The 25,741-nt window shown below is 63.6% G+C and carries 26 protein-coding genes; 11 read left to right on the forward strand and 15 right to left on the reverse strand.

Annotated elements, in window-relative coordinates; translation table 11 throughout:
• Positions 1-6 precede the first annotated feature (6 nt).
• Together hisI and GC162_05845 are read right to left on the reverse strand one after the other, a co-directional pair.
• Entirely contained in the window at positions 7-417 is a 411-nt protein-coding gene (hisI, locus tag GC162_05840) for a phosphoribosyl-AMP cyclohydrolase (GenBank protein ID MBI1368158.1), read from the reverse strand.
• A gap of 144 nt (positions 418-561) precedes the next feature.
• Positions 562-1,563 carry a zinc-binding alcohol dehydrogenase family protein gene (locus tag GC162_05845; protein MBI1368159.1) on the reverse strand — a complete coding sequence of 334 codons (1,002 nt, stop codon included), beginning with the start codon at positions 1,561-1,563 and terminating at the stop codon, positions 562-564.
• A gap of 65 nt (positions 1,564-1,628) precedes the next feature.
• Here GC162_05845 and GC162_05850 point away from each other — a divergent pair, with 65 nt between their 5' ends.
• Positions 1,629-2,339 carry a prepilin-type N-terminal cleavage/methylation domain-containing protein gene (locus GC162_05850; GenBank protein MBI1368160.1) on the forward strand — a complete coding sequence of 237 codons (711 nt, stop codon included), beginning with the start codon at positions 1,629-1,631 and terminating at the stop codon, positions 2,337-2,339.
• A gap of 141 nt (positions 2,340-2,480) precedes the next feature.
• On the opposite strand, the gene GC162_05855 is transcribed toward GC162_05850, so the two are convergent.
• The gene (locus tag GC162_05855; protein ID MBI1368161.1) at positions 2,481-3,311 is read right to left on the reverse strand and encodes a TIGR00282 family metallophosphoesterase; all 831 of its coding nucleotides are present in this window, start codon (positions 3,309-3,311) and stop codon (positions 2,481-2,483) included.
• 60 nt (positions 3,312-3,371) lie between these two features.
• On the opposite strand from GC162_05855, the gene GC162_05860 reads away from it, so the two are divergent.
• The 4 genes from GC162_05860 to GC162_05875 all read left to right on the forward strand — a co-directional run bounded on the left by GC162_05860 (position 3,372) and on the right by GC162_05875 (position 7,722).
• Complete coding sequence (locus tag GC162_05860) at positions 3,372-4,490, forward strand: AAA family ATPase (protein MBI1368162.1); 1,119 nt, start codon at positions 3,372-3,374, stop codon at positions 4,488-4,490.
• A gap of 38 nt (positions 4,491-4,528) precedes the next feature.
• The gene (locus GC162_05865) at positions 4,529-5,566 is read left to right on the forward strand and encodes a redoxin family protein (protein MBI1368163.1); all 1,038 of its coding nucleotides are present in this window, start codon (positions 4,529-4,531) and stop codon (positions 5,564-5,566) included.
• A gap of 197 nt (positions 5,567-5,763) precedes the next feature.
• Entirely contained in the window at positions 5,764-7,125 is a 1,362-nt protein-coding gene (locus tag GC162_05870; protein ID MBI1368164.1) for a cation:dicarboxylase symporter family transporter, read from the forward strand.
• A 3-nt stretch (positions 7,126-7,128) separates the two neighbouring features.
• Complete coding sequence (locus tag GC162_05875) at positions 7,129-7,722, forward strand: DUF4202 family protein (protein MBI1368165.1); 594 nt, start codon at positions 7,129-7,131, stop codon at positions 7,720-7,722.
• Positions 7,723-7,738: 16 nt separating this feature from the next.
• Here the strand turns inward: GC162_05875 and GC162_05880 are convergent, their stop codons facing one another.
• Genes GC162_05880 through GC162_05930 form a run of 11 tightly spaced genes read right to left on the reverse strand, consistent with a single transcriptional unit; the run spans position 7,739 to position 16,631 of the window.
• Positions 7,739-8,476 carry a PEP-CTERM sorting domain-containing protein gene (locus tag GC162_05880; protein MBI1368166.1) on the reverse strand — a complete coding sequence of 246 codons (738 nt, stop codon included), beginning with the start codon at positions 8,474-8,476 and terminating at the stop codon, positions 7,739-7,741.
• Positions 8,341-8,688, reverse strand: a complete 348-nt coding sequence (locus tag GC162_05885) for a DUF1255 family protein (protein ID MBI1368167.1) — start codon at positions 8,686-8,688, stop codon at positions 8,341-8,343. Before GC162_05885 ends, GC162_05880 begins: the two co-directional genes overlap by 136 nt.
• Positions 8,688-9,518 (reverse strand): hypothetical protein, encoded by an 831-nt coding sequence (locus tag GC162_05890; protein MBI1368168.1) that lies wholly within the window; start codon positions 9,516-9,518, stop codon positions 8,688-8,690. The genes GC162_05885 and GC162_05890 overlap by 1 nt, the downstream gene beginning before the upstream one ends.
• Positions 9,508-10,746 carry a nitrate reductase gene (locus GC162_05895; GenBank protein MBI1368169.1) on the reverse strand — a complete coding sequence of 413 codons (1,239 nt, stop codon included), beginning with the start codon at positions 10,744-10,746 and terminating at the stop codon, positions 9,508-9,510. The genes GC162_05890 and GC162_05895 overlap by 11 nt, the downstream gene beginning before the upstream one ends.
• A 42-nt stretch (positions 10,747-10,788) precedes the next feature.
• Positions 10,789-11,919: an Lrp/AsnC family transcriptional regulator gene (locus tag GC162_05900; GenBank protein ID MBI1368170.1), complete on the reverse strand. Its 1,131-nt coding sequence runs from the start codon at positions 11,917-11,919 to the stop codon at positions 10,789-10,791.
• Positions 11,920-11,978: 59 nt separating this feature from the next.
• Positions 11,979-12,677 (reverse strand): prepilin-type N-terminal cleavage/methylation domain-containing protein, encoded by a 699-nt coding sequence (locus GC162_05905; protein MBI1368171.1) that lies wholly within the window; start codon positions 12,675-12,677, stop codon positions 11,979-11,981.
• Between the two features lie 54 nt (positions 12,678-12,731).
• Complete coding sequence (locus GC162_05910; GenBank protein ID MBI1368172.1) at positions 12,732-13,466, reverse strand: hypothetical protein; 735 nt, start codon at positions 13,464-13,466, stop codon at positions 12,732-12,734.
• The gene (locus tag GC162_05915; GenBank protein MBI1368173.1) at positions 13,466-13,795 is read right to left on the reverse strand and encodes a prepilin-type N-terminal cleavage/methylation domain-containing protein; all 330 of its coding nucleotides are present in this window, start codon (positions 13,793-13,795) and stop codon (positions 13,466-13,468) included. Before GC162_05915 ends, GC162_05910 begins: the two co-directional genes overlap by 1 nt.
• 48 nt (positions 13,796-13,843) lie before the next feature.
• Positions 13,844-14,569, reverse strand: a complete 726-nt coding sequence (locus GC162_05920) for a hypothetical protein (protein ID MBI1368174.1) — start codon at positions 14,567-14,569, stop codon at positions 13,844-13,846.
• On the reverse strand, positions 14,566-16,113 hold the full coding sequence (locus GC162_05925) for a DUF642 domain-containing protein (protein ID MBI1368175.1): 1,548 nt from the start codon (positions 16,111-16,113) through the stop codon (positions 14,566-14,568). The genes GC162_05920 and GC162_05925 overlap by 4 nt, the downstream gene beginning before the upstream one ends.
• Complete coding sequence (locus GC162_05930; protein MBI1368176.1) at positions 16,110-16,631, reverse strand: sigma-70 family RNA polymerase sigma factor; 522 nt, start codon at positions 16,629-16,631, stop codon at positions 16,110-16,112. The genes GC162_05925 and GC162_05930 overlap by 4 nt, the downstream gene beginning before the upstream one ends.
• A gap of 153 nt (positions 16,632-16,784) precedes the next feature.
• Between GC162_05930 and GC162_05935 the strand changes: the two genes are divergently transcribed.
• From GC162_05935 to GC162_05960, 6 genes are all read left to right on the forward strand, one after another.
• On the forward strand, positions 16,785-17,333 hold the full coding sequence (locus GC162_05935) for a sigma-70 family RNA polymerase sigma factor (protein MBI1368177.1): 549 nt from the start codon (positions 16,785-16,787) through the stop codon (positions 17,331-17,333).
• On the forward strand, positions 17,330-18,886 hold the full coding sequence (locus tag GC162_05940; GenBank protein ID MBI1368178.1) for a hypothetical protein: 1,557 nt from the start codon (positions 17,330-17,332) through the stop codon (positions 18,884-18,886). Before GC162_05935 ends, GC162_05940 begins: the two co-directional genes overlap by 4 nt.
• Entirely contained in the window at positions 18,883-20,346 is a 1,464-nt protein-coding gene (locus GC162_05945) for a hypothetical protein (GenBank protein ID MBI1368179.1), read from the forward strand. The genes GC162_05940 and GC162_05945 overlap by 4 nt, the downstream gene beginning before the upstream one ends.
• Before the next feature lie 13 nt (positions 20,347-20,359).
• The gene (locus tag GC162_05950; protein ID MBI1368180.1) at positions 20,360-21,775 is read left to right on the forward strand and encodes a hypothetical protein; all 1,416 of its coding nucleotides are present in this window, start codon (positions 20,360-20,362) and stop codon (positions 21,773-21,775) included.
• A gap of 3 nt (positions 21,776-21,778) precedes the next feature.
• Positions 21,779-22,633: a prepilin-type N-terminal cleavage/methylation domain-containing protein gene (locus tag GC162_05955; protein MBI1368181.1), complete on the forward strand. Its 855-nt coding sequence runs from the start codon at positions 21,779-21,781 to the stop codon at positions 22,631-22,633.
• Between the two features lie 136 nt (positions 22,634-22,769).
• Complete coding sequence (locus tag GC162_05960; protein MBI1368182.1) at positions 22,770-24,746, forward strand: prolyl oligopeptidase family serine peptidase; 1,977 nt, start codon at positions 22,770-22,772, stop codon at positions 24,744-24,746.
• Between the two features lie 37 nt (positions 24,747-24,783).
• Here GC162_05960 and GC162_05965 read toward each other — a convergent pair whose 3' ends face one another.
• A complete protein-coding gene (locus tag GC162_05965; GenBank protein MBI1368183.1) occupies positions 24,784-25,740 on the reverse strand; it encodes an AAA domain-containing protein in 957 nt (318 codons plus the stop codon).
• Between the last annotated feature and the right edge of the window lies 1 nt (position 25,741).

A 25,741-nucleotide genomic window follows, 5' to 3' on the forward strand; every position in this document is an offset into this window, starting at 1 on the left:
GTCATTCTATTTCTGATACACCTTGTCCGGATCAAACACCGGCTCGTCGGTCGTGATGAGTTTCGCGCCGGTGTCGTCGAACTTGCGGTAGAAGCAGGTCTGGTAGCCGACGTGGCACGCCGGGCCGTGGCTCTTGACGCGGACGAGAACGGTGTCCTGATCGCAGTCGACGCGGACCTCGACGACTTCCTGCACGTGGCCCGAGCTTTCGCCCTTGACCCAGAACTTGCCCCGGCTCCGCGAGTAGAACGCCGCCTTCTTGTGCTTTAGCGTGTACGCCAGCGCCCCGTCGTTCATCCACGCCATCATCAAAATCGCCCCCGTCGCCACATCCTGCACAATCGCCGGCACCAATCCCTCGGCGTTGAACTTGACCATCGGTTTGTCGCCGACCTCGACTTCCTTCGTCGCACTCATGACAATAGCTCCTGTTCAAACCTCCAGTGTATGCCAATGCGGGCAGCGGGTCACATGGCGTATGTCTTCGGTTAACCAAATAGCAAATGCCCAATGCCTGATAGCAAATGCATTGGTTAATAGGCATTGGGCATTTGTTATTGGTTAATGCAAGACCAGCACGCCCGTCCCGTTGATCCGGTCGTGTTTCATATCCTGTAGCGCCCGATTCGCATCTTCCAGGGCGTATTTCGTCGTGTGCGGCGTCAGATGGATCTTCGCGGCTTCTTCGAGAAGTCCGCGGCCGTCGGCTCGGGTGTTGCAAGTCACGGAGCGAATGTCGCGTTCGTTGAAGACGTGCTTCGTGTAGTCGAGTTCTGGGATCGGGGACATATGAATCCCCGCCGAGGCGACGGTTCCGCCGGGCTTGAGGTGTTCAAGCGCATCGCGGTAGAGGACGCCGACGGGAGCGAAGATGATGGCGCTGTGCATGTCGGCAGGCAGGTCGGCGCACGATTCGCCGACCCATGCAGCGCCCATTGATCGGGCTAATTCCTGATGCCCTTCGCCGCGGGAGACGACGTAGACTTCGTAGCCGCGGGCCTTGGCGAGTTGGATGACGATGTGGGCGGAGGAGCCGAAACCGATAAGCAACAGGCGGCAGCCGGGGTGCGGATTGGATCGGTGCAACGAGCGATACCCGATGATCCCCGCACACAACAGCGGCGTCACCGCCACATCGTCGAAACTCTCCGGCAGCTCATACACGAACGCCTCCGGCGCGACGGCATACTCCGCGTAGCCGCCGTGCTCGTGATACCCCGTGAAGCGGGCATCGGTGCAGAGGTTCTCGCGCCCGCTGGTGCAGTATTCGCATTCGCCGCACGTGCTGCGGAGCCATGCGATGCCGACGCGCTGCCCGGTCTTGAGCCGCGTGCATCCGGGGCCGAGTTTGTCGACGATGCCGACCGCCTGATGCCCCGGCACGATGGGCCGTTTCATTTCGGGCAAATCGCCTTCGATGATGTGCAGGTCCGTCCGGCAGATGGCGCACGACCGGACCTTAACCCGCACCTGTCCCCTTCCGGGGGTCGGATCGGGCAGTTCCACCGCCTTGAGCGGCGAGCTTTCGATATCGGCCGTCGATTCGAGAATCATCGCCCGCATACGTCACTCTAGGCGGCCCCCGCCGGCTCGACAGGGAAAACTTGTACTGGCGGGTTCGTGACATCATGGGTAAAATTCGGGTAATGGCACCTCGTCGAGGTTTTACGCTCATCGAACTGCTCGTCGTCGTCGCGATCATCGCTCTGTTGATCTCGATCCTGTTGCCATCGCTTCAGCGGGCCCGCGCCGATGCGCAGACGATCGTCTGCGCGTCCAACGAGCGCAGCATCGGCAATGCCATCACCATGTACTGCAATGCGAACAAATGGTCGCTGCCCGGCGGGCTGTGGTTCGGGCAGCAGGCGCAGTACAAGAAGGGCTGCGCCTTTTTGCCGGAGTTCATCTCAATCTACCTCAACGATCCGCCGGTCAGCTCCAGCAAATGGAACGTGTGCGATATGTTCCTCGACCCTGCGTGGAAACGCGTCGGGCCGGCGGGCGTCAAGTTCCAGGAAGGCCGCATCTACGGTGCCACCGGGTCGTTCAAGAACAACAAGACCGGCGTGGACAATCGATACTTCGGCTACGTCTCCAACTCCTTCGGCGCCCCCGTCACGCCGCCGGTCAAGATCACCGATATCCGCAATCCGTCCCTCGAATACGGACTGCATGACATCGACATGATCACCAGCCCCACCGCCGGCTGGGCCAACCAACTCGCCGTCGAACCCACGCATGGTTTCGTCAACGTCGACAACCCCGTCCGCAACTATCTGTTCTTCGACGGCCACGTCGAAATGCTCACGTCCAAACTCCCGCTGGACCTGGTCAACTGAGCGCGCCGCGTCGCGGCCTAATGACCAATGTCCAAGCACCAATGACCAAAGGAATGATCAAAGAACCAATGTCAAAATGAAAGGCCGCAGGCCGTTCCTTTATTGGTCATTGGTCATTGGTCATTGGTCATTGGTCATTTGCTAATCATCGGCCGCATCGGTAAACGGCGGGCGGGTCATGTCGGCTTTGCGTTCGACGCGTTCGATGCGGGTCGCCTTGCCGGCATCGTCGACTTCGATGTACACGCCGCAGAGCCGCGTGTCGCACTCGTCGCCGGCGACGTCGAAGGGGGCGGGCATGGCGGTGCTCATGAACTGCACGACGCGATCCTTCCGCCGCCCGAGGACCGAGTCGTAGGGTCCGCTCATGCCCAGGTCGCTGATGTAGGCCGTGCCGCCGGGGAGGATGCGGGCGTCGGCGGTGGGCGTATGGGTATGCGTGCCGACGACGGCGACGACGCGGCCGTCAAGATAATGAGCCAGCGCCATCTTCTCGCTTGTCGCCTCCGCGTGGATTTCGACGAGCACGCGGGCGTCGGGGCCGACGTGGTTCAGGAACGCGTCGGCGACGGCGAACGGGTCATCCGCCGAGGGGTTGTTGATGAACAGACGGCCCAGCAGCGTGATGACATGCAATTCCGCCCCGCTCGCTGCGGTGAGCTTCAACGACCGGTTACCCGCCGCGGAAGTCGGCAGATTGGCGGGACGGATGAGCTTCTCGCATTCGTGCATACGGGGGAGGATGTCCTTCTGCCGAAAGCAGTGGTCGCCGAGCGTCAGCCCGTCGAGCCCGTAGGCCAGGAGGCGCTGGTAGAGCGCGTGCGTGATCCCGCTGCCGCCGGCGATGTTCTCGGCGTTGGCGATGATCAGGTCCGGCTGGTACGTCGCCTTCAAATCGTCGATCTGCTGCTGCACGACGCGCCGACCGGGTTTGCCGACGATGTCACCGATCATGATGAATTTCAAAGCCATCGGGAAAGATTAGCACACGATCCGATGGCCCGCGAATGGCCCCGGTGATATCATGGCCCCATGCGCGTCATCATGACCGGCCAGATCGGAACGGACAAGAAGCGTTACGTCGAGGCCGTGGCCTCCCTCGGCGGCGAACGCGGCAACCCCATCGACGTTTACCACGTCGGCGACCGAATGTACGCCGAGGCGCCGGATGTGAAGCCCGGACGCATTCTCGATCTGCCCCTCACCCGACTTCATTCCCTCCGCCGCGCCGCCTTCAAGGACATCATCAACGGCTCGGCGGATCAGGAAAACGTCATCGTCAATACGCACGCCACCTTCCGCTGGCGCCACGGCTTGTTCCGCGCGTTTGACTTCGATCAGATCAAGGCCTTCAAGCCCGATGTCTTCATCTGCCTCGTCGACAACATCGAAGCCGTCTATCACCGCCTTCATGATGATCACGTCATCGACGCCACGCTCAAGGACCTGATGGTCTGGCGCGAGGAAGAGATCATGGCGACCGAGCTAGTCGCGCAGGCGATGGGCTGCGGGAACCACTTCTATGTGCTCAGCCGAGGGCGTGAGAAACCGACGATCGAGACGGCGCTGCGCCTCGTGACCCGGCCGGACATGCGGCGGGTGTATCCGTCGTTCCCGATGAGCCATGTCATGGACATGCCCGCCGTGCTTCAGGAAATCGACGCTTTCCGCGCCGAGCTGGCCAAGCATTTCATCGCCTTCGACCCCGGCGACGTCGATGAGAAGGTGCTGCTCGACAACGCCCTCGCGGCGGTCAAGCAGAGCGCCGAATTCATCCCCGCCCGCATTCTCGGAACCAATGACAAACCGCAACAGATCAACGTCTCCGTCAAGCAGGTGCTCGACATCGCCGGCGACGTCGATGGACAGATCTACGCGCGCGACTTCAAGCTCATCGACCAGTCGGACATGATCGTCTCGCTCGTCCCCGAACTGGCCAACGGCGTGCCGGGCCTGTCCAGCGGCGTGGAGCGCGAACTGCAACATGCTTTCGAGGGCTCCAAGGAAGTCTACGTCGTCTGGAAACCCAAGAAGAACCCCAGCCCGTTCATCACCGAAACCAGCACCAAGTGGTTCCGCTCCACCGAAGAAGCCCTCGCATACTTTGAACAGCAGGGCATGTTCGCGGAGAAGAATCTCTTCGGGCATTAAGTGATTTTGTAACCGCCCCCATATTTTTGGAGTGATCGATGACCACGTCCCGTATGTTCCTCGCCGTCGTGATGCTGTCGCTTGGTTCGGCCCTCTTCGCCGCCCCGCCCGAGACGCTCAAGCTTTCGGACATCGCCAATCGCCCCGATCGTCTGCCCGAAACCGTCGTGCTCAACGCCGACTTCAACTTCACCGGCGGCGCTTCGGCCAAGAAGGGACAGACCGTGCAGGTGCTCGAATTCAACGGCGGGGAAGTCGTCGTCAATGCGGGCAATGATCTGGTCTTCGGCGTGAGCCCGGCGCAGTGCGACCTGCTCGACGCCGCCAACAAGGTCTGGGCCAAGCTCACCCCCGAGCAGCGCGCCATCGAACCCGCAACCCTCCTCAAGGACCCCTCGCTCTGGCCGGAAAAAGCCATGTGCAAGAACGGCTTCAATCTCAACGGCGGCGTGAACCTTCCGCCCAACGGCGAGTACGAAGTCGTCGCCGTGCTGCCCGAAGGCGTCTCGCTCTATTCGCGCGAGCACAAGGCCGGACTCATCGCCGACCTCGTCCAGACCGACCTGATCGCGCGGGCGCGTCAGCGCGTGCTCCTCGCCCCCGAAGCGCGCTCCTCGCGCATCGTCAATGCGCTCAAGCAGACGAACATGGTCACCGCCGACGGCAAGCCCTTCGAGATGACGGCCCTAGATCACGGCAAAGTGTTCGCCCTCTACTTCGGCGCAAGCTGGTGCCCGCCCTGCCGGCACTTCTCCCCGAGCTTCGTCAAGTTCGTCAGCTCCGTCGCCGCGGCCAATCCGAACCTCGTCGTCGTGCTCATGAGCAATGATGAGAAGGACGCGGACATGCTCAAATACATGCAGGACGAAAAGATGCCCTTCCCAGCCGTGACGCTCGCCTCGCTCAACACCTCGCCCGTTCTTCTGACCTATGTCCACGGCGCGATCCCGCAGCTCGCCATCGTCGACCGTGACGGTCGACTCCTCAGCGACTGCTACGACCGCGGACGATACATCAACCCCGAAAAGCCCCTCGCTGCCCTGAGCAAACTGCTCGACACCGGCGCCGCAAAATAACGCCACGTGGGTTTTGCATCACCTTTCCCTGGCAGGGACATGATGCACAAATCGCCTTCATGCGTGCGGCGTTGAGGCGAGGTTTGGCGGTGATGCGGCGGAGGCTCGAGCAATCGCGCATCATGTTCCCTTAAGGGAGTGGTCGCCGAGCCGAGGGCTCGCTTGTGATGTCAGCACGACGCGGGTACGTTTGCATCATGACCGACGCTTCCAATGCTTCGACTTCGCCCAAACCGGGCGGCGCGTGGGTGCTGACGCTGCTGATTCTCGCCGGGCTCGTCGTCGGCGGCATCGTCGGCGAACTGCTCTTCCGACACTACGAAGGCCACGTCCCGGCGGGCCTGCTCGAAGCGTTTTCGTTCATCGGATCGACCGTCTTCATGGGCCTTTTGAAAATGGTCCTCGTGCCGCTCGTCGGCTCCAGCGTCGTCGTCGGCGTCGCCTCCATCGGCGACCCCGCCCAACTCGGTCGCGTCGGCGGGTGGACACTGCTCTACTACTTTTCCACGATGGCGATCGCCGTCATCCTCGGCGTCATCCTCGTCACCGCGCTGGCCCCCGGTGATCCGAATCACGACGGCACCGGCATCGGGGCCGCCATTATCCAGCAGGGCGAATCCGCCTACGCGCAGGAGTCGGGCTCCAAACGCGAGCACATCGAATCGACCGGCAAGGGCGGTATCCTCGGCGCATTCAAAAACATCGCGTCACAGATGATCCCCGACAACCCGCTCGGCGCGGCGGCCGACGGTCAGCTCCTGCCGGTCATCGCCTTCTCATTGGTCCTCGGCATCGTGCTGACCGTGATCGGCCCGGCGGGCAAGCCGCTGATCGCCGTCAGCGAAGCGCTCTTTGTCGCCATGATGAAACTCGTGGAGTGGATTCTCTGGCTCGCGCCAGTCGGCGTGACGGCGCTGGTGGCGTGGACGGTGGCGCGGATCGGGCTGGCGAGTCTGGGCGGGCCGCTGATGATCTATGTCATTACCGTGCTGGCGGGGCTTTTCATTCATGGCGTCATCACGCTGCCGTTGATTCTCTTCGTGTTCGGCCGGACGAATCCTTATGTGTTCATGAACCGGATGCGCGAGGCGCTGATGACGGCGTTCGGCACGGATTCGAGCAGCGCGACGCTGCCGGTCACGATCGAATGCGCCGAAAAGCTCGGCGGATGCTCCCGGCGGGCGAGCCGCTTCGTGCTCCCGCTGGGCGCGACGATCAACATGGACGGCACCGCGCTGTATGAAGCCGTCGCGGTCGTTTTTTTGTTTCAGTGCTACGGGATTCACCTGGGCCCCGTCGAACTGGGCATCATCGTCATCACCGCCACCCTCGCCGCCGTCGGCGCCGCGGGCATCCCCTCCGCCGGTTTGGTCACGATGGTCATCGTCGTCGAAGCGGTGAACAATTCACTGGGCGGCGAAAAACATTTACCTCTCGCGGCGGTGGGCATCATCCTCGGCATCGACCGCCTGCTGGATATGTGCCGCACCGTGGTCAACGTCTGGGGCGACGCCGTGGGCGCGAAGATCATTACGCGGATCGCGCCGGACAGCGAGTGAGCTATGCGTGACGACCGATTCAACGAAGCGATCCGCCTCATCGACGCCGAGAACGCGCAGGATCCGTCGCGCGAGTTGGAGGGCGACATCGGGTATCCGGCGGCGTTGCTCTATTCGATGCGGATGACGCAGGGACTGGCGGCGTTTGCGCCGGGGGCGGCGGAGCATTTGAAGATCGCGGCGAGGGCGCAGCACATTCGCCGATGGGACCGGCCGCGCGAGATGTATGAGCTGGACCGCAAGGGTTATCACCTTTGGCGCACGAGTCTGTATGAATATCACGCGGATGTGACGGAGAAAATCCTGCGGCAGGTCGGCTATGACGAGGCGACGATCGGGTGCGTGCGCGATCTATTGATGAAGAAGCGGATCAAGAGCGATCCGGACATGCAGGCGCTCGAGGATGTCATCTGCCTCGTGTTTCTGCGGTACTACTTTGACGACTTCGCGGCAGAGCACGAGGATGCGAAGGTGATCACGATATTGCAGAGGACATGGAACAAGATGAGCGAAACGGGACACGCGGCGGCGATGAAACTGCCGCTCAGTGAAAAAGCCCAGCGTCTGATTTCTCAGGCGCTGGGCTCGGGTTTGTGAAGATGAACGGAAAGGGTCAGTTCGATCCCTTGCGGGCGCGGCGGCTGAGCATCACGGCAGCGCCGAGGCCGACGAGGGCGAGCGAAGCGGGCTCGGGCACCGGCGTCGTGCCGGGGGGCACCATGTCGCAGGGCGGATTGTGCGGCTCTTCGCAGACCGGCGGGAGGTTGCAGTCGGGCAGGTGATGCTGGAAGCACTGCGGCGGATCATTGTCGCCGGGCTGCTGCGGCGGATCGCAGCGACGGTGATGACGATGGCAGGTGTCGTCGGTCACGGGGGGCTGGCAGTGGGGCGTGGGCGGGGGATCGGACGGCTCTTCTTCGAAGAAGAAGGCGTGTGCGTTCGTCGCGCTCATCGCCACCATCATCACGCCGCCGAGCAGCATCAGTCGCATCATGTTCCGGGAGGTCTTCATGGGCTCATCTTCCTTTGGAGTGAAGGTCGTCGGGTCAGTGCATGGAACATACCCCACGCCCGAAGCGCGACAAATCTTTTGGACGATGAGCTTCAAAAAACGCCGCGGGACGCTTGCGCAATGCACATCACCGGCGCAACCGTTACAGACGGCGCGCCGGAGAGGCGTTATCGAGACATTGCGAGGCCGCGAGCGGCGGGGAATTACTTGAACGAGCAGACGTACTCTGCGATGCCGGCGTCGACGGCGATGTCGAACCCGCTCTTGCCGGGGACGTGAAACGTCTGCCCCGCGGCGTAGGTCTTCCATTCGCTGTGCCCATCGAGCTTCACGCGGCATGCACCAGCGGTGATGTCCATCTGCTCCGACGCATCGGTGCCGAAGTGGTACGACCCGGCATAGATGAGCCCGAGCGTGATCTTGGCCCCCGCGGCGGTGAGGATGGTGTGACTGACGACCTTGCCGTCGAAATAGACGTTGGCTTTGGCGACGGCGGTGACATTGGCGAACTGGTTCTGCGACACGGGAAGCTCCTGAGAATGGGCAGGCATTATACCGGCGTCGCGTCCGGGGCCAATGGGCTTGTCGCGGTGTGGTAGCGGTCCAGGTCGAAGAGTCCGGCGGCGGCGAGCAGGGCGAGGTTGGCGAAGAGCATCGGTGCCAGCGGCGGTGGGCCGAAGACGATATTGTCCCACAGCGACCCCGCCGGTCCGATCCGGATCGCCCACAGATGCAGCGCCGCCCCGACGAGGCCGACGGCGATCTGTGCCGCCATCACCAGCAGGCAGATCCGCAGATACTCCCGCCGGGCCGGCGCGACGACCGCCACGAGAAGGAAGCCGACGGCGAAGGCCGCGCTGATGACCGGGATCCATTCCGCACGACGAAAGAATCCGTTCTGGGCATGGTCCAACAGACCCAGCGCGAAATTGCCCACGAAACCCGCCATCGCCAAAAACACGATCCATCGCCCCCATTGCTCCCGCCGCTCGTCCACCATCCGGACCATCAGCAGCAGCAGCCCCAGCCCCGTGTACGCCAATGGTGCGACGAACGGCGCGCTGTACACCAGACTCTTGAGCGTCATCCGCGCAAAAAACTGACTCTCCAGATGCAGCATCATGCCCGTGAGCCCGACCGCGACCGCGCTCCATGCGATCAGATATTTCAGCGCCGCGCCGACCCGCCCGCCGCCGATCATCGCCCCCGCCAGCAGCACCGACCCGGCGATCGAAAACGCCAGCGGGGCCCACTCCGCGCGGTCGGCGAATCTGTTGACCGAATGCGCGATGCGGATATCGGCCGCCAGTACGGCGAGGTTCAACAGCACGAACCACTCGATGGCGGGCACGCGCCAGCGCGCCCACGGATCATTGGACATGGGACTTCCCGGCTCGCAGGTCCTGCGCCATGTGCTCCAGCTCGACCGCCTTGTTGAGCAGTTCGTAGTTGCCGTGCCACTGCACGAAATCCGCGCCGCCCATGAACGCGCCGTGCTTGGCGGTCCGCCCGAAGTAGTGCCACAGGTCGAAGTACACGAACTCGATCGGCTCGTCGAACGGCGTCTTGCTCAGCAGCCCGTCGGCGTAAAGGCCGTCCATGAGTTTCGTCGCCGCGCGAACCTTCTCGTTCGTCGATGCGACCACGACCTCCGCGTCGGCATAAAACTGGTCGACGCTCGGCTTGGTGTGGCACTTGAGGCACAACTCCTTCATGTGCGCCTGGCCCTGCTCATAACCCGGCCGCTTCTCGCTCACCGGGGCGAAAAGCCAGTACGAAAGCCGCTCGGTGACGTCGTGAGTGACGTTCATGCCCTCGAGCCCCGACATGTGGCACGTCGCACACGTCGGCACGGGCATGTCGGCCGTGGTGAGCATCTTCGGCCGCGCATCGAGATTCATCCGATCCTGCTCGATGGCGAAGAGCACGCCGTGCTTGGACTCGGTGTAAATTTCCAGTTGCGAATGATCCGGGCCCATGTGGCACTGGCCGCAGGTCTGCGGCTGCCGCGCCAGGCGGACGGAGGTCTGATGGCGGGCGTGACACTGCGTGCAGGTGCCGATCGATCCGTCGGGGTTGGGTTTGCCGATGGCGTGACAGACCATGCAGCCCTTGGTCTGTGCGCCGCCGCCTTCCATGAGCGAGAGCGTGTTTTCACCGCGCTTCACCGCGCCGGGGTGATGTTTTTCGGCGAAGGCGATCTGCTCGGCGGTGAAGTCCCCTTCGCCGCGCACCGCCGCCCACGCCGGGGCGGCATGACGCGATCGCATGAACTGATCGTGCTCGGTCGGATGGCAGAGTTTGCAGTTGGCGCTGGTCAGATGGCGCGCGATAGTGAATCCGCGATGCTCCATCGGCTCCTGTCCGTCGGCCGGGCGATGGCAGTCGATGCAGTTGATGCCCGCCGCGGCGTGTCGGCTCTGCTCGTACTGGTGCACGACCGCCGAGGTTTCGCGGATGTGGCACTCGGCGCACTTGCCCGAGGCGCGGACGAACGAAGCGCTGGGCTGCGCCGTGTCGATGGCCGGTCGGTGTCTGTTGATGAGCAGCGCGGCGACGATCAGACTCGATCCGATGAACACAGCGATGAACACGTTTCGAAACGGCATGCGACCGCCCCTTGTCGACAGGCCTCCCCGCACATCAATAGACTACGCCCGCATCGTCTTCGCGTCGATCCCCTGCATTTCGCACCATTGCCGGTACGCGATCGGGCTGATTTCGCTGGGTTTGATCTCGCTGCGTCCGCCCCAGAAGACGTTCGTGTAGCTCACCTCGATACCCGCCTCGGCGAGGTGCTCGTCGATCGCCGCCTTGTGGGCCAGCACCATCTGCTTGGCCATCCCGTGCGCGACGCCCATGATGTTCACATTATTAAACTCCGGCCCGCCGTCGCGCCAGTAAGCATGCGTCATGATCAGGTGACGCCCGACTTCGAGCCCCGCGTCCATCTCACGCCCCGTCGGCACGGCCCAGTGAAACAGGGCGTTGTACTTCGTCACGGTCGAACCGTCGCTGAGCTTTTTGACGTGCTCCAAAAACGTCGAAAATCGCCCGACGATCTTCCGCTTGTTCATCGACTCGGCCACCGCGCAGAACTCGTCGAGCGACACGCCCGCCTCCGCGGCCCGCGCCACCCAAAGATCGCGCACGATCTCGCCCGGTTCGAACTCGCGCTTCAGCGCCATGAGAATCTCCCACTCGTGCTCGGTCAGATTCACGACCTGCGTATCAAGCACGCGCGTCGGCGCGTCCGTCCGTTCGCCCGGCTCCATCTCACGCCGGCGAACGTGCCCTACGCCCAGCGCGAACAGCTTATGCGCCGGCAGCAGCTTGTACGCCGCACATCCCGTGCGCCGCATCAGGTACTGACAATGCTTGTCCATCGAATACGGATGCGGGACTTTGAGCGTGGTCCACAACCGGTATTGACTGCCGGGCGTCTGCTTGTCGGTCGAGCGGATGACGACGTGCCCGCTGAACGGGTCGTCATTGAACATCCATTCGAATGCCGCGTTGAGCTTGTCTTCGGGGACGTTCCATGCGACCAGCGCCCCCGGCGCCAGGTTGGTACTCATCATCGTCTGCCGCACGCGGCGGATCGTCCCGCCTTCGAGCATCGCCCGGATGCGCTCGATGACAATTTCAGGTTCGAGGCCCGACGCTTCGGCGATGAAGCCGATCGGATCGCGCACGAAACCCTGCACCTTGTCTTCGCTCACCGAAAGCAGTTGCTTGTTGATGGGGTCGTCAATACCGATGGGGATCGTCGAATGGCTCATGTCGTCATTGTAGACGATCCCGCGCCCGCGCCCAGCCGGGCGGCGGAGGCGATGATGCGTCAATTCAGATCCTTGCCCTCGATCCCGCCCCAGGTCCAGTCGGTGTTGGGCAGGCCCAGCCAGGTGACGGACGTGAGATTGATCTCGCTCCATGCGTAGAACCCGACGTGCCCGTCGAGAAACGCCGAATTTTCCCCGCCGGCGTTGGCGTACTCCAGGGTGTCGGTGACGAGTCCCATTTCAGCGCGGCAGTGCAGGGCAATGAGTTTTGCGGGATAGGTGACGTTGCTCATCCCCCACGATCGGAGCGTTGAGCTTTGCGGCAGGCGGTACATTTTCGTCTGCCAGTAGTAGCTGTAGTTGACGACCGCATCGACGGGCCCTTCCGTGTCGGTCAGGTGCGCCGCCGCGGTCATCGGGCCGTATTGCCACTTCCACCACGCCGCCCAGTAGCCGGGGTCGTTCTTGTCATTGGGGCAGTGCAGGTACCGCCGGTCGCTGACGGTGGTGGGCATTTCGTAGATGTCCAGCACGCTCATGTGCGGATAGTTGCGCCCCGAGTAGGGGAGCTTGGCGATGTTCGCGGCCGCATAGCCGGTCACGCTGATGATGCTCTGGCGCATGTTGGAATAGCAGACGACGCGCCGCGCCGTCGCCCTGGCCTGGTTCATCGCCGGCAGGAGCAGCGCGATGAGCATCGCGATGATCGTCACGACGACGAGCAGTTCGATGAGCGTAAAGGCGCGGCGGGTCTTCATGGACGTTTCCAACAGCCGCCGCTCAACGAGCGGCGCGCGACCGTTGCGTCGCGGCTATTTGCGACGACGCGTCACGAGCATGGCGAACAACCCCAGGCCGGCGGGCAGCGCGGCGGGCGCGGGAATGATGTGCAGCGCCATCGCATTCAAAAACGCCTGCCCGCCGCCGGTGGCTTTGACGTCGATGGCTGTCTGGCCGGTGAAGATGATGGTGACGATCTCGGCGTTGTGCGTGCCGGCCGCGCCGAGACTGGCGATCGAGAATGTCGAGAGGGTCGCGCCGGGCGTGTAGGTGCCGGCGCCGGCGCCTGTGAAGGTTCCGGCACGGATCACCCAGCTCTGGCTGCTGTTGGTATTGCGGTTGTCGGCCATCAGCAACTGCAGACGATATATCTTTGAGGCATCGAGTCCGACGACCGCCATGTCAGCCGCGCCGTTGCCGAACAAGGTGGAGTCGAGCAGCGTGTTGAGCGCAGCGCTGAAGGGACCGGAAGGGAAGATGCCGCTGGTGGCTCCCGATCCCGCGACATAGCGGAAGGTGCCGGGCGTGTTGGCGGGGCCTTCGAAGAAGGACCCGCTCGCCATCGCCTTGAACAGCACGCCGTTGACGGTCTGAGCATTGTTGGCGTTGATGACGTTCGCGCCGCTGACGTAAATGCCGTCGGCGGAAATCTGCGTCGCGCTTGTCAGCGTCGCCTGCGTGACGGAGATGACGGCGGCGCGTGATTCAACGGTCAGGCCGGCGAGCAGCACAAGGAAGATGCCCGGGATCAGTCGGTGGCGTTTCATCACTGGTTTTCTCCGATTTTCGATGGATAAGTGGGTGAAGAGGTTTGGCGGGCGACATGCGACCGGGGAACGTCCGCGACCGGGTCGGACGCTTTGTAAACTTCGACGTTGTCGATCACCACGCCGTAGGGATGGGTCGGCTCGTTGATGTCGTTGGGGTAATGCAGATAGCGGCGGCCGCTGATGGTCGTGGGCATTTCGCAGATATCCAGCACGCTCATCTGCGGGCCATTCCGCCCGGAAAACGGCGGCAGCAGCGCGATCAGAAGCGCGATGATCGTCACGACGATCAGAAGCTCGATGAAGGTGAAGGCATGCTGGTCACGCATGGTGTAATTCCGTCAAGCCGGGGACGGCTGTCCCCGGGCTTGAGACATTCAACGCCGGCGGCGCATCGCCAGCAGGCTCAAAAGCCCCAGACCGGCGGGCAGGGCGGCGGGCGCGGGAATGAGGCGAAGCTGCATGGCGTTGTACTGCGCGATCGTGTCCGAGGTCGCCGTCAATGTGAAGCTGATGCTGGAGGCGTCGGCAGTCCATTTGCCGATCACCCATTGCCCGTGCGAGGGGCTGGGCGTGTTGGACAGGTCTGAATCAAGGAACTTGAGTGTGGGCGTGTTCACGTTCGTGTTCAAGCCCCCGGCGGCGATTGTCTCAGCGCGGTTGTTGGTGAAGGCGCGCCAGTCGCCGACCCACAACTGGATCAGGTAATCCTGTCCGACGGAGAGATTGCCGAAGGTGAACGTCATGACGTTGCTCCAGGCGCGGGCCTGGGTGCCCAGGACCGCCCGGTAGTTGGCTCCGTCGGGGCCGCCCATCACGGGCGCCGAGATGTTGCCGGTGTTCCCGCCCCCACCCGATTCGCTGAACGTCACGGTCCACGCGGGGTTGTTGAATCCGAGGTTGACGCTGTTGACCACGGCGCTGGGATTGTTGTACGCCAGGCCGACATCGCGGCCGAACACCTGCGTGCCCAGTGTGCTGACATCGCTCCCGGCGACGATTTCCTGAGGGGTCTGCCAGGTGACGATGGCGGCGCGTACGTGCGGGGCGACGCCGGCGAACAGTACGGCGGCGAGGGTGGCGATCCGAGTGTGACGTTTCATGGCTGGGTTTCTCCGATTTCTGATGCGTGAGCGGGTGATGGGGTTTGGCGATTGAGATTCGACCGTGTATCGTCCGCGGCCTTGTCGGATGCGGCGTGAAGCTCGACATCGTCGATCACCACGCCGTAGGGGTGCGAATTGGCGGCGGTTTCAAAGCGGAGCGTGACATGCTCCGATCGGGCCGTGAACGACAGCGACTGCGGCTGCCAGCCCGGTTCATTGAGCCGGTCGAAATGCTCGGGCTGATGAACCTCGAACGTCTGATCCATCAGCGTGCCCTGATCGTCGATGACCTGCACGCGAATCGACTGTACGGGCGGACTGCGAGGCGCGTCGAATCGTCCGGTCAGATCGAAACGCAGCGTGTAGCGCTCGCCGGAGACGACGGCGAGCGTCTGCTCGGCGATCATGTGTTGATTGGGAAAGTTGTTGAGACTCAGCGCATCGTCGCCATCGGCGGCCTTCCAGAATGTCGGGCCGAAGAGCCAGTTGCCCGAGCCGGTGAGGGTCCAGTGCGCGAGCGTGTTGTCCGCATCGTTCGGGGCGCCGCCGTTTGCAAGTTTCAGATCCCACACGCCGCCGAAGCGGCTGGGCGTGGGGAGGCGGGCGGATTCAAAGCTGCCGTTGCGGACGAGATTCACCTGGAAGCGACCGGCCGCATCGAAGCGCGCGGCCTGGCCGGCCAGCAGGATGCCCGCGCTCACGTCGCCGGGCGCGCGAAGCTCGACTTTGCCCTCCAGCACACGCAGTTGCCCGGCCCCGACCGCATTGACAGCCAGATCGAAGCGCGTGCCCAGATCAATGACGCGCGCCCCGCCGGGCAGATCGACCGCGAACCCGTGCGCTTCGGGTCGGACGGCGGCCTGAATCCGACCGGCGATCAGATGGCCGCGGTTGGGGCCGGTCATCTCAAATTCGCACGGGCCGATCAGATCGACGACGGCGGTGGACTTGAACATGACCTGCGCGCGGCCGGTGGTGAGCATGATCGGGCCGGCCAGGTCGGAGCCGAGGGAAGGGAATGTATCGGCGTTTTCGAATCGCGCATCGGCGGAAACGTCCGAAAGCATGGCGTACGAAGGCGGTAATGCGAAGCGGGGAGTGGGGAGTGGGGAGTGCGGAGTGGAAGGGAGGAAGAAGTAGATCAGCGCGGCGGCGACGACGAGTAGTGCGGCGATCGCCGCCTTGAAGATGACCCCTGAACCCTGAACCCTGAACCCTTTTGCGTACCAGACGCTTCGCCCCGGGGCGGGCTCAGCGTCGGCGTGGGGGGATGCGGATGGTTCATTCACGCCGATGCTGCCTGCCCTGAGCGAAGTCGAAGGGAGCGGCGCTTCGCCGCGAAGCGCCGGGTCCGTCGCGCGGGCGCCTTCCCAGTGCAGATGCGCGTGCACCATCACATAGTCGACGTAGCGGTCGCGCTCATCGGGGCGAGCGGCCAGGTGCGCCATCAGCGCTTCATGCCGCTCGGGCGTCAGCGCGCCCTCGGCGGCGGCGGACAGCAGCGTGTCAAAGTCATCGGGATGGCGCGGGGCGTCGTTCATGATTGAGCGGCGAGGGTCTTTCGGATGCACTCGAGCAAGGCGAGTCGGGCTCGGTGCAGGGCGACGCGGACGGCCCCCCCGCTGCGCTGCGTCTGCGAAGCGATGGCGTCGATATCGAACTGCCCGTCGTAACGGAGCGTGATCATCCGCCGGGCCGGTTCGGGCAGCTTCGTGAGGCACTGCCGCAGTGCGGCCAGCCGGGGCTCGCCCATCGGGGCCGCCGCCGCCCGCTGGGCCAGATCGGCCAGCAGCGATTCGTCCACCGGCTTGAGCCGATCGCGCCGTTTGCGTTTAAGATGAGCCAGACACTGGAAATACGCGACTCTGAACGCCCAAGCCGCAAAATCCTCGGTTTCCGACCATTCCTCCGCCTTGGCGACCAGCACCATGTTCGTTTCCTGAAGCACATCCTCCGCCGCGTCGGGTTGGGCGAGGAGGGTCAGGATATATCCGTATAACTGCCGCTGGCAGGATGTGATACGATGAACCAGCAGTTGTTGCGGACTGAGGTTTGACATAGTGTGGGCGTACTCCGCCGGCGTTCAGGGCTGATAGTAAAGTAGCGCTTCGGAGAGAAATGTTACAGCGGACAAAAAAATCTTATCGCCCACGGTGACAAAACCCGCCGTGGCGGCGCATAAGGAGAGACGAGGTCATTTCCGTCGGTCTGGATGAATCGAGAGGCACGTTTGATGGGATCAATCTCCCGTAAAGACCAGTTGACCCGCCAGTTGATGGCGTCCCAGTCGCGCCTTTACGCCTACATCGTAACGCTGGTCCACGACCCGGACCGGGCGCACGACATTCTTCAGAACGCCAACGTCATCATGCTCGGCAAGCTCGACGAGCTGGACGCGGCGACCGAGTTCCTTCCGTGGGCGTACCGCGTGGCGTATTTCGAAGTGCTCAGCGCCCGGCGGGACCTGGCGCGGGATCGCCATCAGTTCAGCGAGTCGTTCGTCGAAACCCTCGCCGACGCCGCCGCGTCCCGTGCGGGTCGCTACGAGGATCGCACGCGCGCGCTTTACCACTGTCTTGATCAGCTCGCGCCCGATCAGCGGAAGATCATCGAGAAGCGCTACATGGCGGACGGGTCCGTCGAGTCGCTGGCCGCGGAGATGCGGCGGCCGTACGGATCGGTGCGTCAATCGCTGTATCGCATCCGCATGGCGCTGGTCGATTGCGTTCGTCGACAGATGGCGACGGAGGAGCACGCATGAGCATGGCGACCCCGGAGCTAATCGAACGGATCATGGGGCAGCTCGACGCGCGTCTCGACGCCGACGAAACGAAAGCGCTCGAGCAGACGCTGGCGGGCGACGTGGCGGCGATGGCGCTGTATCTGGATCTTCTGGACCTGCACGCCACGCTGAGCTGGAAGAACCGGCAGGCCCAGCCGTCGGAAGCGGCGATGCCGGCGCTCATCCTCGAAGAAACGAATCGGGGGGACGAGGGGTTCAGGGTTCGGGGTTCAGGGTTCAGGAAATGGGCGGTCGCCGCCGCAATGCTCATTGGCGCGACGATCGCGATGGCCATCTACTTGTTGTCTTTCACACCGCACGCCGCACACCGCACGCCGCACGCCACATCACCCGTGGCGCTGATGTCCAACGTGTCGGACGATGCGCGTTTCGGGGCGCGGTCGATGCCGGTGCTGCTGGGCTCGGATTTGTCGCCGGGCATGATCGCCCTGGACGCGGGCGAGGCGCAGGTGATGTTCCACAGCGGGGCGGTGATCGACCTGTCGGGCCGGTGCGAATTTGACGTGCGTGGCGTCAACGGCGGCGAGCTTCATCGCGGATTGCTGCACGCCTTCGTGCCGCGCAGCGCCGCGGGGTTCACGGTCACGACGCCCGACGGCGTGAAAGTCGTCGATCTGGGCACGGAGTTCACGCTGCTGGTGACGCCGGACGAACGCACGGAACTGAAGGTCCTTCGCGGGAAAGTCGAGCTTGTCACGCCGACGGGCGTGCGTCATCGCGTGCTCGGCGGTGAGGAATGGACGATCGATCACGCGGGTCTCGCCGCGCAGATCAACTCGGCGACGACGCAGTGGCGTCGCTACGTCGAGCGGATCGACACGGACGCGGCACTCGTCGCGCATTACCGCTTCGACGGCGACGCGGTCAATTCGACGGAATTGCGCGAGGATCATGACGATGCGCGGCTGGCGGGCCGGATCGCCGGTCCGACGCCCGACGACGGTCGGCTGCCGGGCAAGTCGTCGCTGCGCTTCGCCGGGATGCCGGGCAACGATCATGTCGAATTGGGGCAGAGCGCCGGATGGGGCGCGACGTTCAGCGGGTCGTTCACCGTCGCGATCTGGTTCAAGGTCGATCGCTTCGATGCACCTTATCACACGCTCATCGCCGTGCCGGACCGTCAATGGCGACTCGTTCGCATGGGCGAGTCGTCGAAGCTGGTGTTCAACACCGGCTGGCCCAAGGGCGGCGACTCGCTTGAGAGCAAGGTGAATGTGGACGACGGAAAATGGCACTTGGCGGTGATCGCGATGGAGGTCGTGAGCGAGACGCACGCGATCAAATCTTTCTACATCGACGGCGCGGCGCAGGGCGTGCATGACGTGCGCCCGCTGCACGCTTCGGATCAGAACGTCTGGCTCGGATACAACCCGGCGGACCCCAAGGGCAACACCTTCAACGGATGGATCGACGAACTGTTCGTCTTCAATCGGATACTGACCGCGGGCGAGGTCCGCGATCTTTATGAGCATACGGAGCCGAGTTTCGAGTCTCTTGAGAAAGGACAATGAAGATGCGAATGAGAATGAAACAGTTCGGACGGCAAACGGCGATCGCGGCGGCGATGATGATGGGCCTCAGCAGCACGGCGGCCCATGCGGCGCTGCTCTCGCAATACGTCTTTGAAGGCGCGACCGCCAAGGACGTCGTCGGCACGCGCAATCTCTCGGCGGTCGGCGCGGGCGCGACGATCGCCAACGGCGTGGCGACCTTCAGCGGCAGCAGCTCCAACTACATGACCGCCAGCGCCTTTGGCGGCACCGCGTACACCAGCTTCACCGTCTCCCTCTGGGTCAACACCGCGACCGCCAATCAGGGCGGATTCAAGGGCCTTTTCTCCAACAACACGCCCAATACCGCCGGGTTCAGTTGGCAGATCGACAACAACAGCGGCGCCTTCCGAGCCGTCAGCGAACAAGGCGTGACCATCACCGGCCCGACCAGCGGCGCCGGCGCCCCCGCCGCCAACAAATGGCAGAACGTCGTCCTCCGCAAGGTCAGCAACACGTCCGCCGAACTGTATGTCGACGGCGTCCTCGTCGGCACCAGCACCTCCAACCTCGGCAACCTCAACTCGTTCCGCCTGGGCATCAATCGCAACAACGACAACAGCTACGCCGGCCAGTACGACGGCGTGCAAATCTGGGATTCGCTTGTGAGCCCGACGGAGATTCTCAACGCCGGTCGATACACCCCCGCCCACAGTTGGATCGCCGGCAAGGGCTCCGACGTCGGCGGCGACAACACATGGACCCCCGTCATCGGCGGTGAGAACATCACCTTCGACGCGGTCGAAAACCTCAGCGACTCGTCCCTGACCAACATCAACAAGACGTACACCACGCCGATCGGCCAGGGTGCGACCACCGTCAGCAGCACCGTCTTTGGCGGAACCGGCGACGTGTCCTTCGAAATGCTCTTCCGCGTCGGCAATCTCACCGGAACGCACGTGCTCTACGAGATCGGTGGCAACGGCAGCGGCACCAGTCTGATCCTCGTCGACAACGAGCTGCGCTTCTCCACGCAGACCGGCTCGACCGCCAACCTCATGACGCTCAGCACGTCGCTCGACGCGGGCCTCATCAACAAATGGCTCGACGCCACCGTGGTCGTCACCCAGTCCGGCGGCACCGGCACCGCGATGCTCTATCTCAACGGCGTGAGCGTCGGCTCGACCTCGATCGCCTCGGGCTACACCGGTTGGGCCGGCGGCGACGCCTGGGGTATCGGCCGCATCGCCAGCACCCTCGCCGGTACGCTCACCACCGGGTTCACCAACTTTGACGGCGACATCGCCCTGTTCAACCACTACGCCTATGCGCTCAACGGCACCTCCGCCGCCGAGATCGCCGCCGAGCATCTGATCCCCGCTCCGACGGCGTTGCCCGCCGGGCTCGCGCTGCTGGTCCTGTGCATCGTCCGCCGCAACGGGTTTCGTCGTGTGGCGACGGCCGGCGCCTGTCTGAATTGAAGGAGATTGAAGCATGCAACGAATCGCAAAAACCCTCGTGTCCGCCTTCGCCGCCTCGGTCTTCGTGATCGCACCCTTGCATGGGGCGCTCCTTTCGCAGTACACCTTTGACGAGAAAGACGCCACCGACTCCGTCGGCCCCCGCGATCTGTCATCCGTCGGGTCGGGCGTCACATTCTCCGGCGGAACGTCGACTTTCCCCGGCACCAGCACCAATTACCTGCAGACCGCCGCGTTCGGCTCCGCCAGCGAACCGACCTTCACCGTCTCGCTCTGGGTCAACGCGTCGACCATCAACCAGGGCACATTCAAGGGTCTGTTCGCCAACAACAGCGGCGGCGCCTCCGTGGCCAACAGTTGGCAGATCGACTCGAACAATGGGGCGTTCCGGCTCGTGAGCCAGAGCGGCATCGTCATCACCGGCCCGACCAGCGGCGCCGGCGCTCCCGTCGCCAACACATGGCAGAACGTCGTCCTTCGCAAGGTCAGCGCCAGTTCCGTCGAGTTCTACGTCGACGGGACGCTCGTGGGCACCAGTTCCCTGAACCTAGGCAACCTCAACTCGTTCCGCCTGGGCATCAATCGCACGACCGACAACAGCTACGCCGCGAACTACGACCTGGTGCAGATCTGGGACAGCACGGTGAGCGTCAGCGACATCGTCGCCGCCGGTCGCCTCACGCCCGCCCATAGTTGGATCGCCGGCAAGGGCTCCGATCTCAACAGCGACACGACCTGGCTGCCCGTCATCGGTGGTCAGAACATCAACTTCGCATCGACCGAAACCTACACGCCGACCTTTCAGCCCAACATTCCCTTCACTTACACCACGCCCGCCGGCACCGGAGCCGCCAACTCCGACACCGTCTTCGGCGGCTCGGGCAACGCGTCCTTCGAAATGGCCGTCCGGCTCGCCGACCTGTCCGGGCAGCATGTGCTTTGGGAAGTGGGCGGGGCCGGCAGCGGCACGAGTCTGATCCTCGTCAACAATGAGCTGCGCCTTTCCTCGCAGACGACCTCGACCGCGAACCTCATGGTCGCCAGCACGATCCTCGACAGCAGCGCGCTGAGCAAATGGCTCGACATCATCGCCGTCCTCAAGCCCGGCTCCGGCGGGTCCGGCGCGATGGACCTGTACGTCAACGGCGTGCTCGTCGCCACCAGCACGATCGGCTCGGGTTACTCGACGTGGGCCGGGGGAAATACATGGGGCGTGGGCGTGATCGGGACCGGCGGCAACATCGCCGGTACGCTCACCAGCGGTTTCACCAACTTCGACGGCAGCATCGCGCTCTTTAACCACTACGACTACGCCCTGACGTCCTTCGCCGTCAACGAAGCGACTTTCACGCACCTGATCCCGGCCCCCGCGGCCCTGCCGGCGGGACTGGGCCTCTTGAGCATGCTGGCGATGCGCGGGCGGAAATGAAACATGACCGCGATGCGGGAACATCGTGACCTTCATTCAGCGACGGGGCTCGCCCCGCACGGCATGAGGCGTGGTCACTTAAGTCACCACGCCGCGCCGACGGCGATGCGACGGCGCGCCTTCACCATCGTCGAACTCCTCGTCGTCGTCGCCATCATCGCTTTGCTCATCGCCATTCTGCTCCCCTCGCTCGCCAAGGCGCGTTACAACGCCCGGTCGCTCGTCTGCTCCTCCAACAAACACCAGGTCGCCACCATCACCCTCATGTACGCCCAGGATTTCAAGGGCTACTACCCCAACCGTTTCAACGGAACCGTCTCGCATCATCTGCCCTTCTGGTTCGGCACCGCCAGTCTATTCCCGACCTATCACACGATGATCGAAAAGTACTACGGCCCGTCCATCGAAAACAAAGTCCCCACGCTGCTCGTCTGCTCCGTCACGCCCGACGGCGTGCTGCGCGATTCGGTCGGCTGGCCCGGGTACGCCATCTATCGCGGCAACGTGAATCTCTGGGCGGGCTGGGACTGGAAGTACGTCGCCGCCAGCGCGTGCAATCCCGTCCTTCCTCTCGATCAGATGCCCATCCGCATCGGCGACGTCCCCCAGCGACCGCTCGTGGGTGATCTCATCGAGTACATGACCGGCGACTCCGTTAGCGGGTTCACCGGATGGGTCACACCCCACAGCTACCTCCCCGACTTCCACTACCGCGCGATCGGCAACCCCGAAGACATCTCCACCGACCCCCAACCCTTCGCCCTCGGCGACGGCTCCGTCCACATGGCCGCCAAACTCCAGAAAGTCTTCCGAGACGACGGCTACGGCTCCAAATGGTGGATGGCCCCCGGCGAATAAATCACCTGGCCCATACTCCTCCGGCGGGCTTCCTTCCCGATCCTCCCTCTCGCAGGGGGAGGCCGGGAAGGGTATTTCGACAACGGCGACGCGCCCGACGATACGTGCGGCACCGTGCCTTTGTGAAACCCTCCCGATGCCCCTCCCTTCGAGAGAGTTACAAGCGGTTGCGTCCAGGCGTGCATCGTGCTTCAATGACGCGATGAATACACGAGGCATCCTCCCCGCCGTGATTGCGTTTCTCGTGACTGCACTGCCGCTTCATGCGGTCGAGCCCTACAAGCCGGTGGCGCGCACCGTGCCCCCGCCGGGGATCGTACTTCCCGCGGCGGATCGGGATCGGATCGCGCAGGGGTTGGCGAGCGTGAAGGAGCGCATGAAGGGCGTCGACGAGCCGGACATCGAGATGCTCGTCAAGGCGGTCGACCTCGCGTTGGCGTTCGACGAGTTCTACAACCCCAAGGACGCCGCCAAGGCCGACACGCTCCTTCAACTCGCCAACGAGCGGCTTGACGCGCTGGCCAAAGGCGAGCATCCGTGGGCGACGCAGCACGGCAACGTCGTGCGCGGATACCGCAGTGAGGTCGACGGGTCGGTACAGCCGTATGGGCTGGAAATCCCGGAGAATCTGGACCTTTCCAAGCCGGTGCCGCTGTACGTCTGGCTCCACGGCCGCGGCGACAAGGTCACCGATCTGCACTTCCTCGTCGATCGCCTGCACGGCCATGCCCCGATCAGTTCGTTCATCTCCGACGCCATCATCGTGCATCCCTTCGGCCGGCAGTGCATCGGGTACAAGTCCGCCGGCGAAGTCGATGTGCTCGATGTGATCAAGTCCGTGAAGGAGCGCTACCGGATCGACGACGAGCGCATCGCGCTGACGGGCTTTTCGATGGGCGGCGCCGGGGCATGGGAAGTCGGCGCGCACTATGCCGATCACTTCTGCGTCGTTCACTGTGGGGCGGGCTTCGTCGAAGTGCAGCGGTTCATGAACTACGACCTGGCGAACATTCCGCCCATCGAGCAGAAGATGTGGGGCGTGTACAACATCCCCGGTTACGTCCGCAATCTGTTCAACACGCCGACGATCGCCTACTCCGGCGAGATCGACAAGCAGAAACTCGCGGCGGACATCATGAGCGAGGCCTTCAAGGCGGAGGGCCGGGAGCTGCCGCACCTGATCGGTCCGGGCATGGGCCACAAGTATCATCCCGACACGCTCAAGGAAGTCATGGCCTTCGTGCAGGACGCGGTGAAGAAGGGCCGCGATGAGCATCCCAAGGAGTGGCACCTTCAGACGCAGACGCTGCGCTACAACCGGATGGGGCCTTTCGCCGCCGAGGCGCTGGAGCATCACTGGCTCGATTCGCGCGTCGATGCGCATCAGGTGGCGGGCGGACAATGGGCTCTGACCACCAAGAACATCGCGGGGGTCGATGTGCCGGCGGACGGTGCGAGCATCGTGCGGTGTCAGATCGACGCACAGCCGGTCGAAGCGCCGGTCGCGCCGGGCGTCGATCATGCGACGTTCTGGAAGCGCGACGGCCAATGGCAGCCGGGCGTGTTCGACGCTTCGCCGCGCAAGCGGCCGGGTCAACAGGGGCCCATCGATGACGCCTTCATGGACCCGTTCCTCCTCGTGACGCCGACGGGTCGGAGCGACAATGCGCTTTTTGAGCAGTGGATGAACTTCGAGCTCGACCACGCCCGCACGCACTGGCGCGCCGTCTTCCGCGGCGACATGCGCACCAAGAATGACGCCGACGTCACCGCCGACGACATTAAGAACTACCACCTCGTGCTCTTCGGCGACGAAAAATCCAACAAGCTCATCGCGCAAATCGCCGGGAAATTGCCGATGAAAATCGTCGACGGCGATCGCGTGAATCTGATGATCTATCCCAATCCGCTCAACCCCCGGAAGTATGTGGTGTTGAATTCCGGGCCGACGTTCCGGGAGGCGGACGATCTGAACAACTCGCTTCAGAACCCCAAGCTCGGCGACTGGGCCGGGATCGACATGACCGTCAGCCCGGATCAGAAGTATCCCGGCAAGGTGATCGAAGCGGGCGTGTTCGACGAGCACTGGCAGCTTGTCGGCCCGGTGAAGTGATGCACTCCCCTTTCGAGAGAGAGGAGTCAGAGTTGCATCACGCCGGCGAGGGGATCGTCTCGATGACCTGCTGGATAATGCGGCTGGTCGTCAGCGGCGAGCCGTCGTGCATGTAGGTCTTGGCGATGACGCGGTGGGCGCAGACGGGCAGCACATTGGAAATGATGTCGTCGGGCACGACATAGTCGCGCTGATGCACGAGCGCCGTGGCCCGAGCGGCCTGCGCCAGGGCCAGCGTCCCGCGCGGGCTCACGCCGATCTGGAGCTGATCGCTGGTGCGCGTCCCGGCGGCGATGCGGATGATGTAATCGACGAGCGATTCGTCGATGCGGACATGGTTGACGCGGTCCTGAAGTTCGATGACGTCTTCGCGCGTCATGACGGGTTCGAGGCGCTGAAGCGCGGTCAGCGAGGGCTGCTGCGTGATGATGCGGGCTTCGTCCTCCGTCGAGGGATACCCGAGGTTGAGGCGCATCAGGAATCGATCGAGTTGATTCTCCGGCAGGAAGTACGTGCCCTCGAACTCGAAGGGATTCTGCGTGGCGATGACCATGAACGGCGGGGGCAATCGGCGCGTCTGCCCATCGACCGAGACCTGCGCTTCGTTCATCGCTTCGAGCAGGGCCGACTGCGTGCGCGGCGTCGTGCGGTTGATTTCGTCGGCGAGCAGGATGTTCGAAAAGATCGGCCCGGGCTTGAAGGTGAACTGCTCGGACTCCTGGCTGTAGACAGTCACGCCGATCACGTCGGCCGGGAGCATGTCAGGCGTGAGCTGAAGCCGGGCGAACTGGCAGTCGAGACTGCGGGCCAGGGCATGGGCGAGCACGGTCTTGCCCACGCCGGGCACGTCCTCGATGAGCACATGCCCGCGGGCCAACAGGCAAACGAGCAGCTTTTCGACGGCTGACTTGTTGCCCATGTAGACGCTGGAGATGTTCTGCCTCAGGCGTTCAAGACGTTCCATACAACCACTCGGAAATGGTGAGGTGGGCATT

Source organism: Planctomycetota bacterium (genome assembly GCA_016125255.1).
GTDB lineage: Bacteria > Planctomycetota > Phycisphaerae > Phycisphaerales > Zrk34 > RI-421.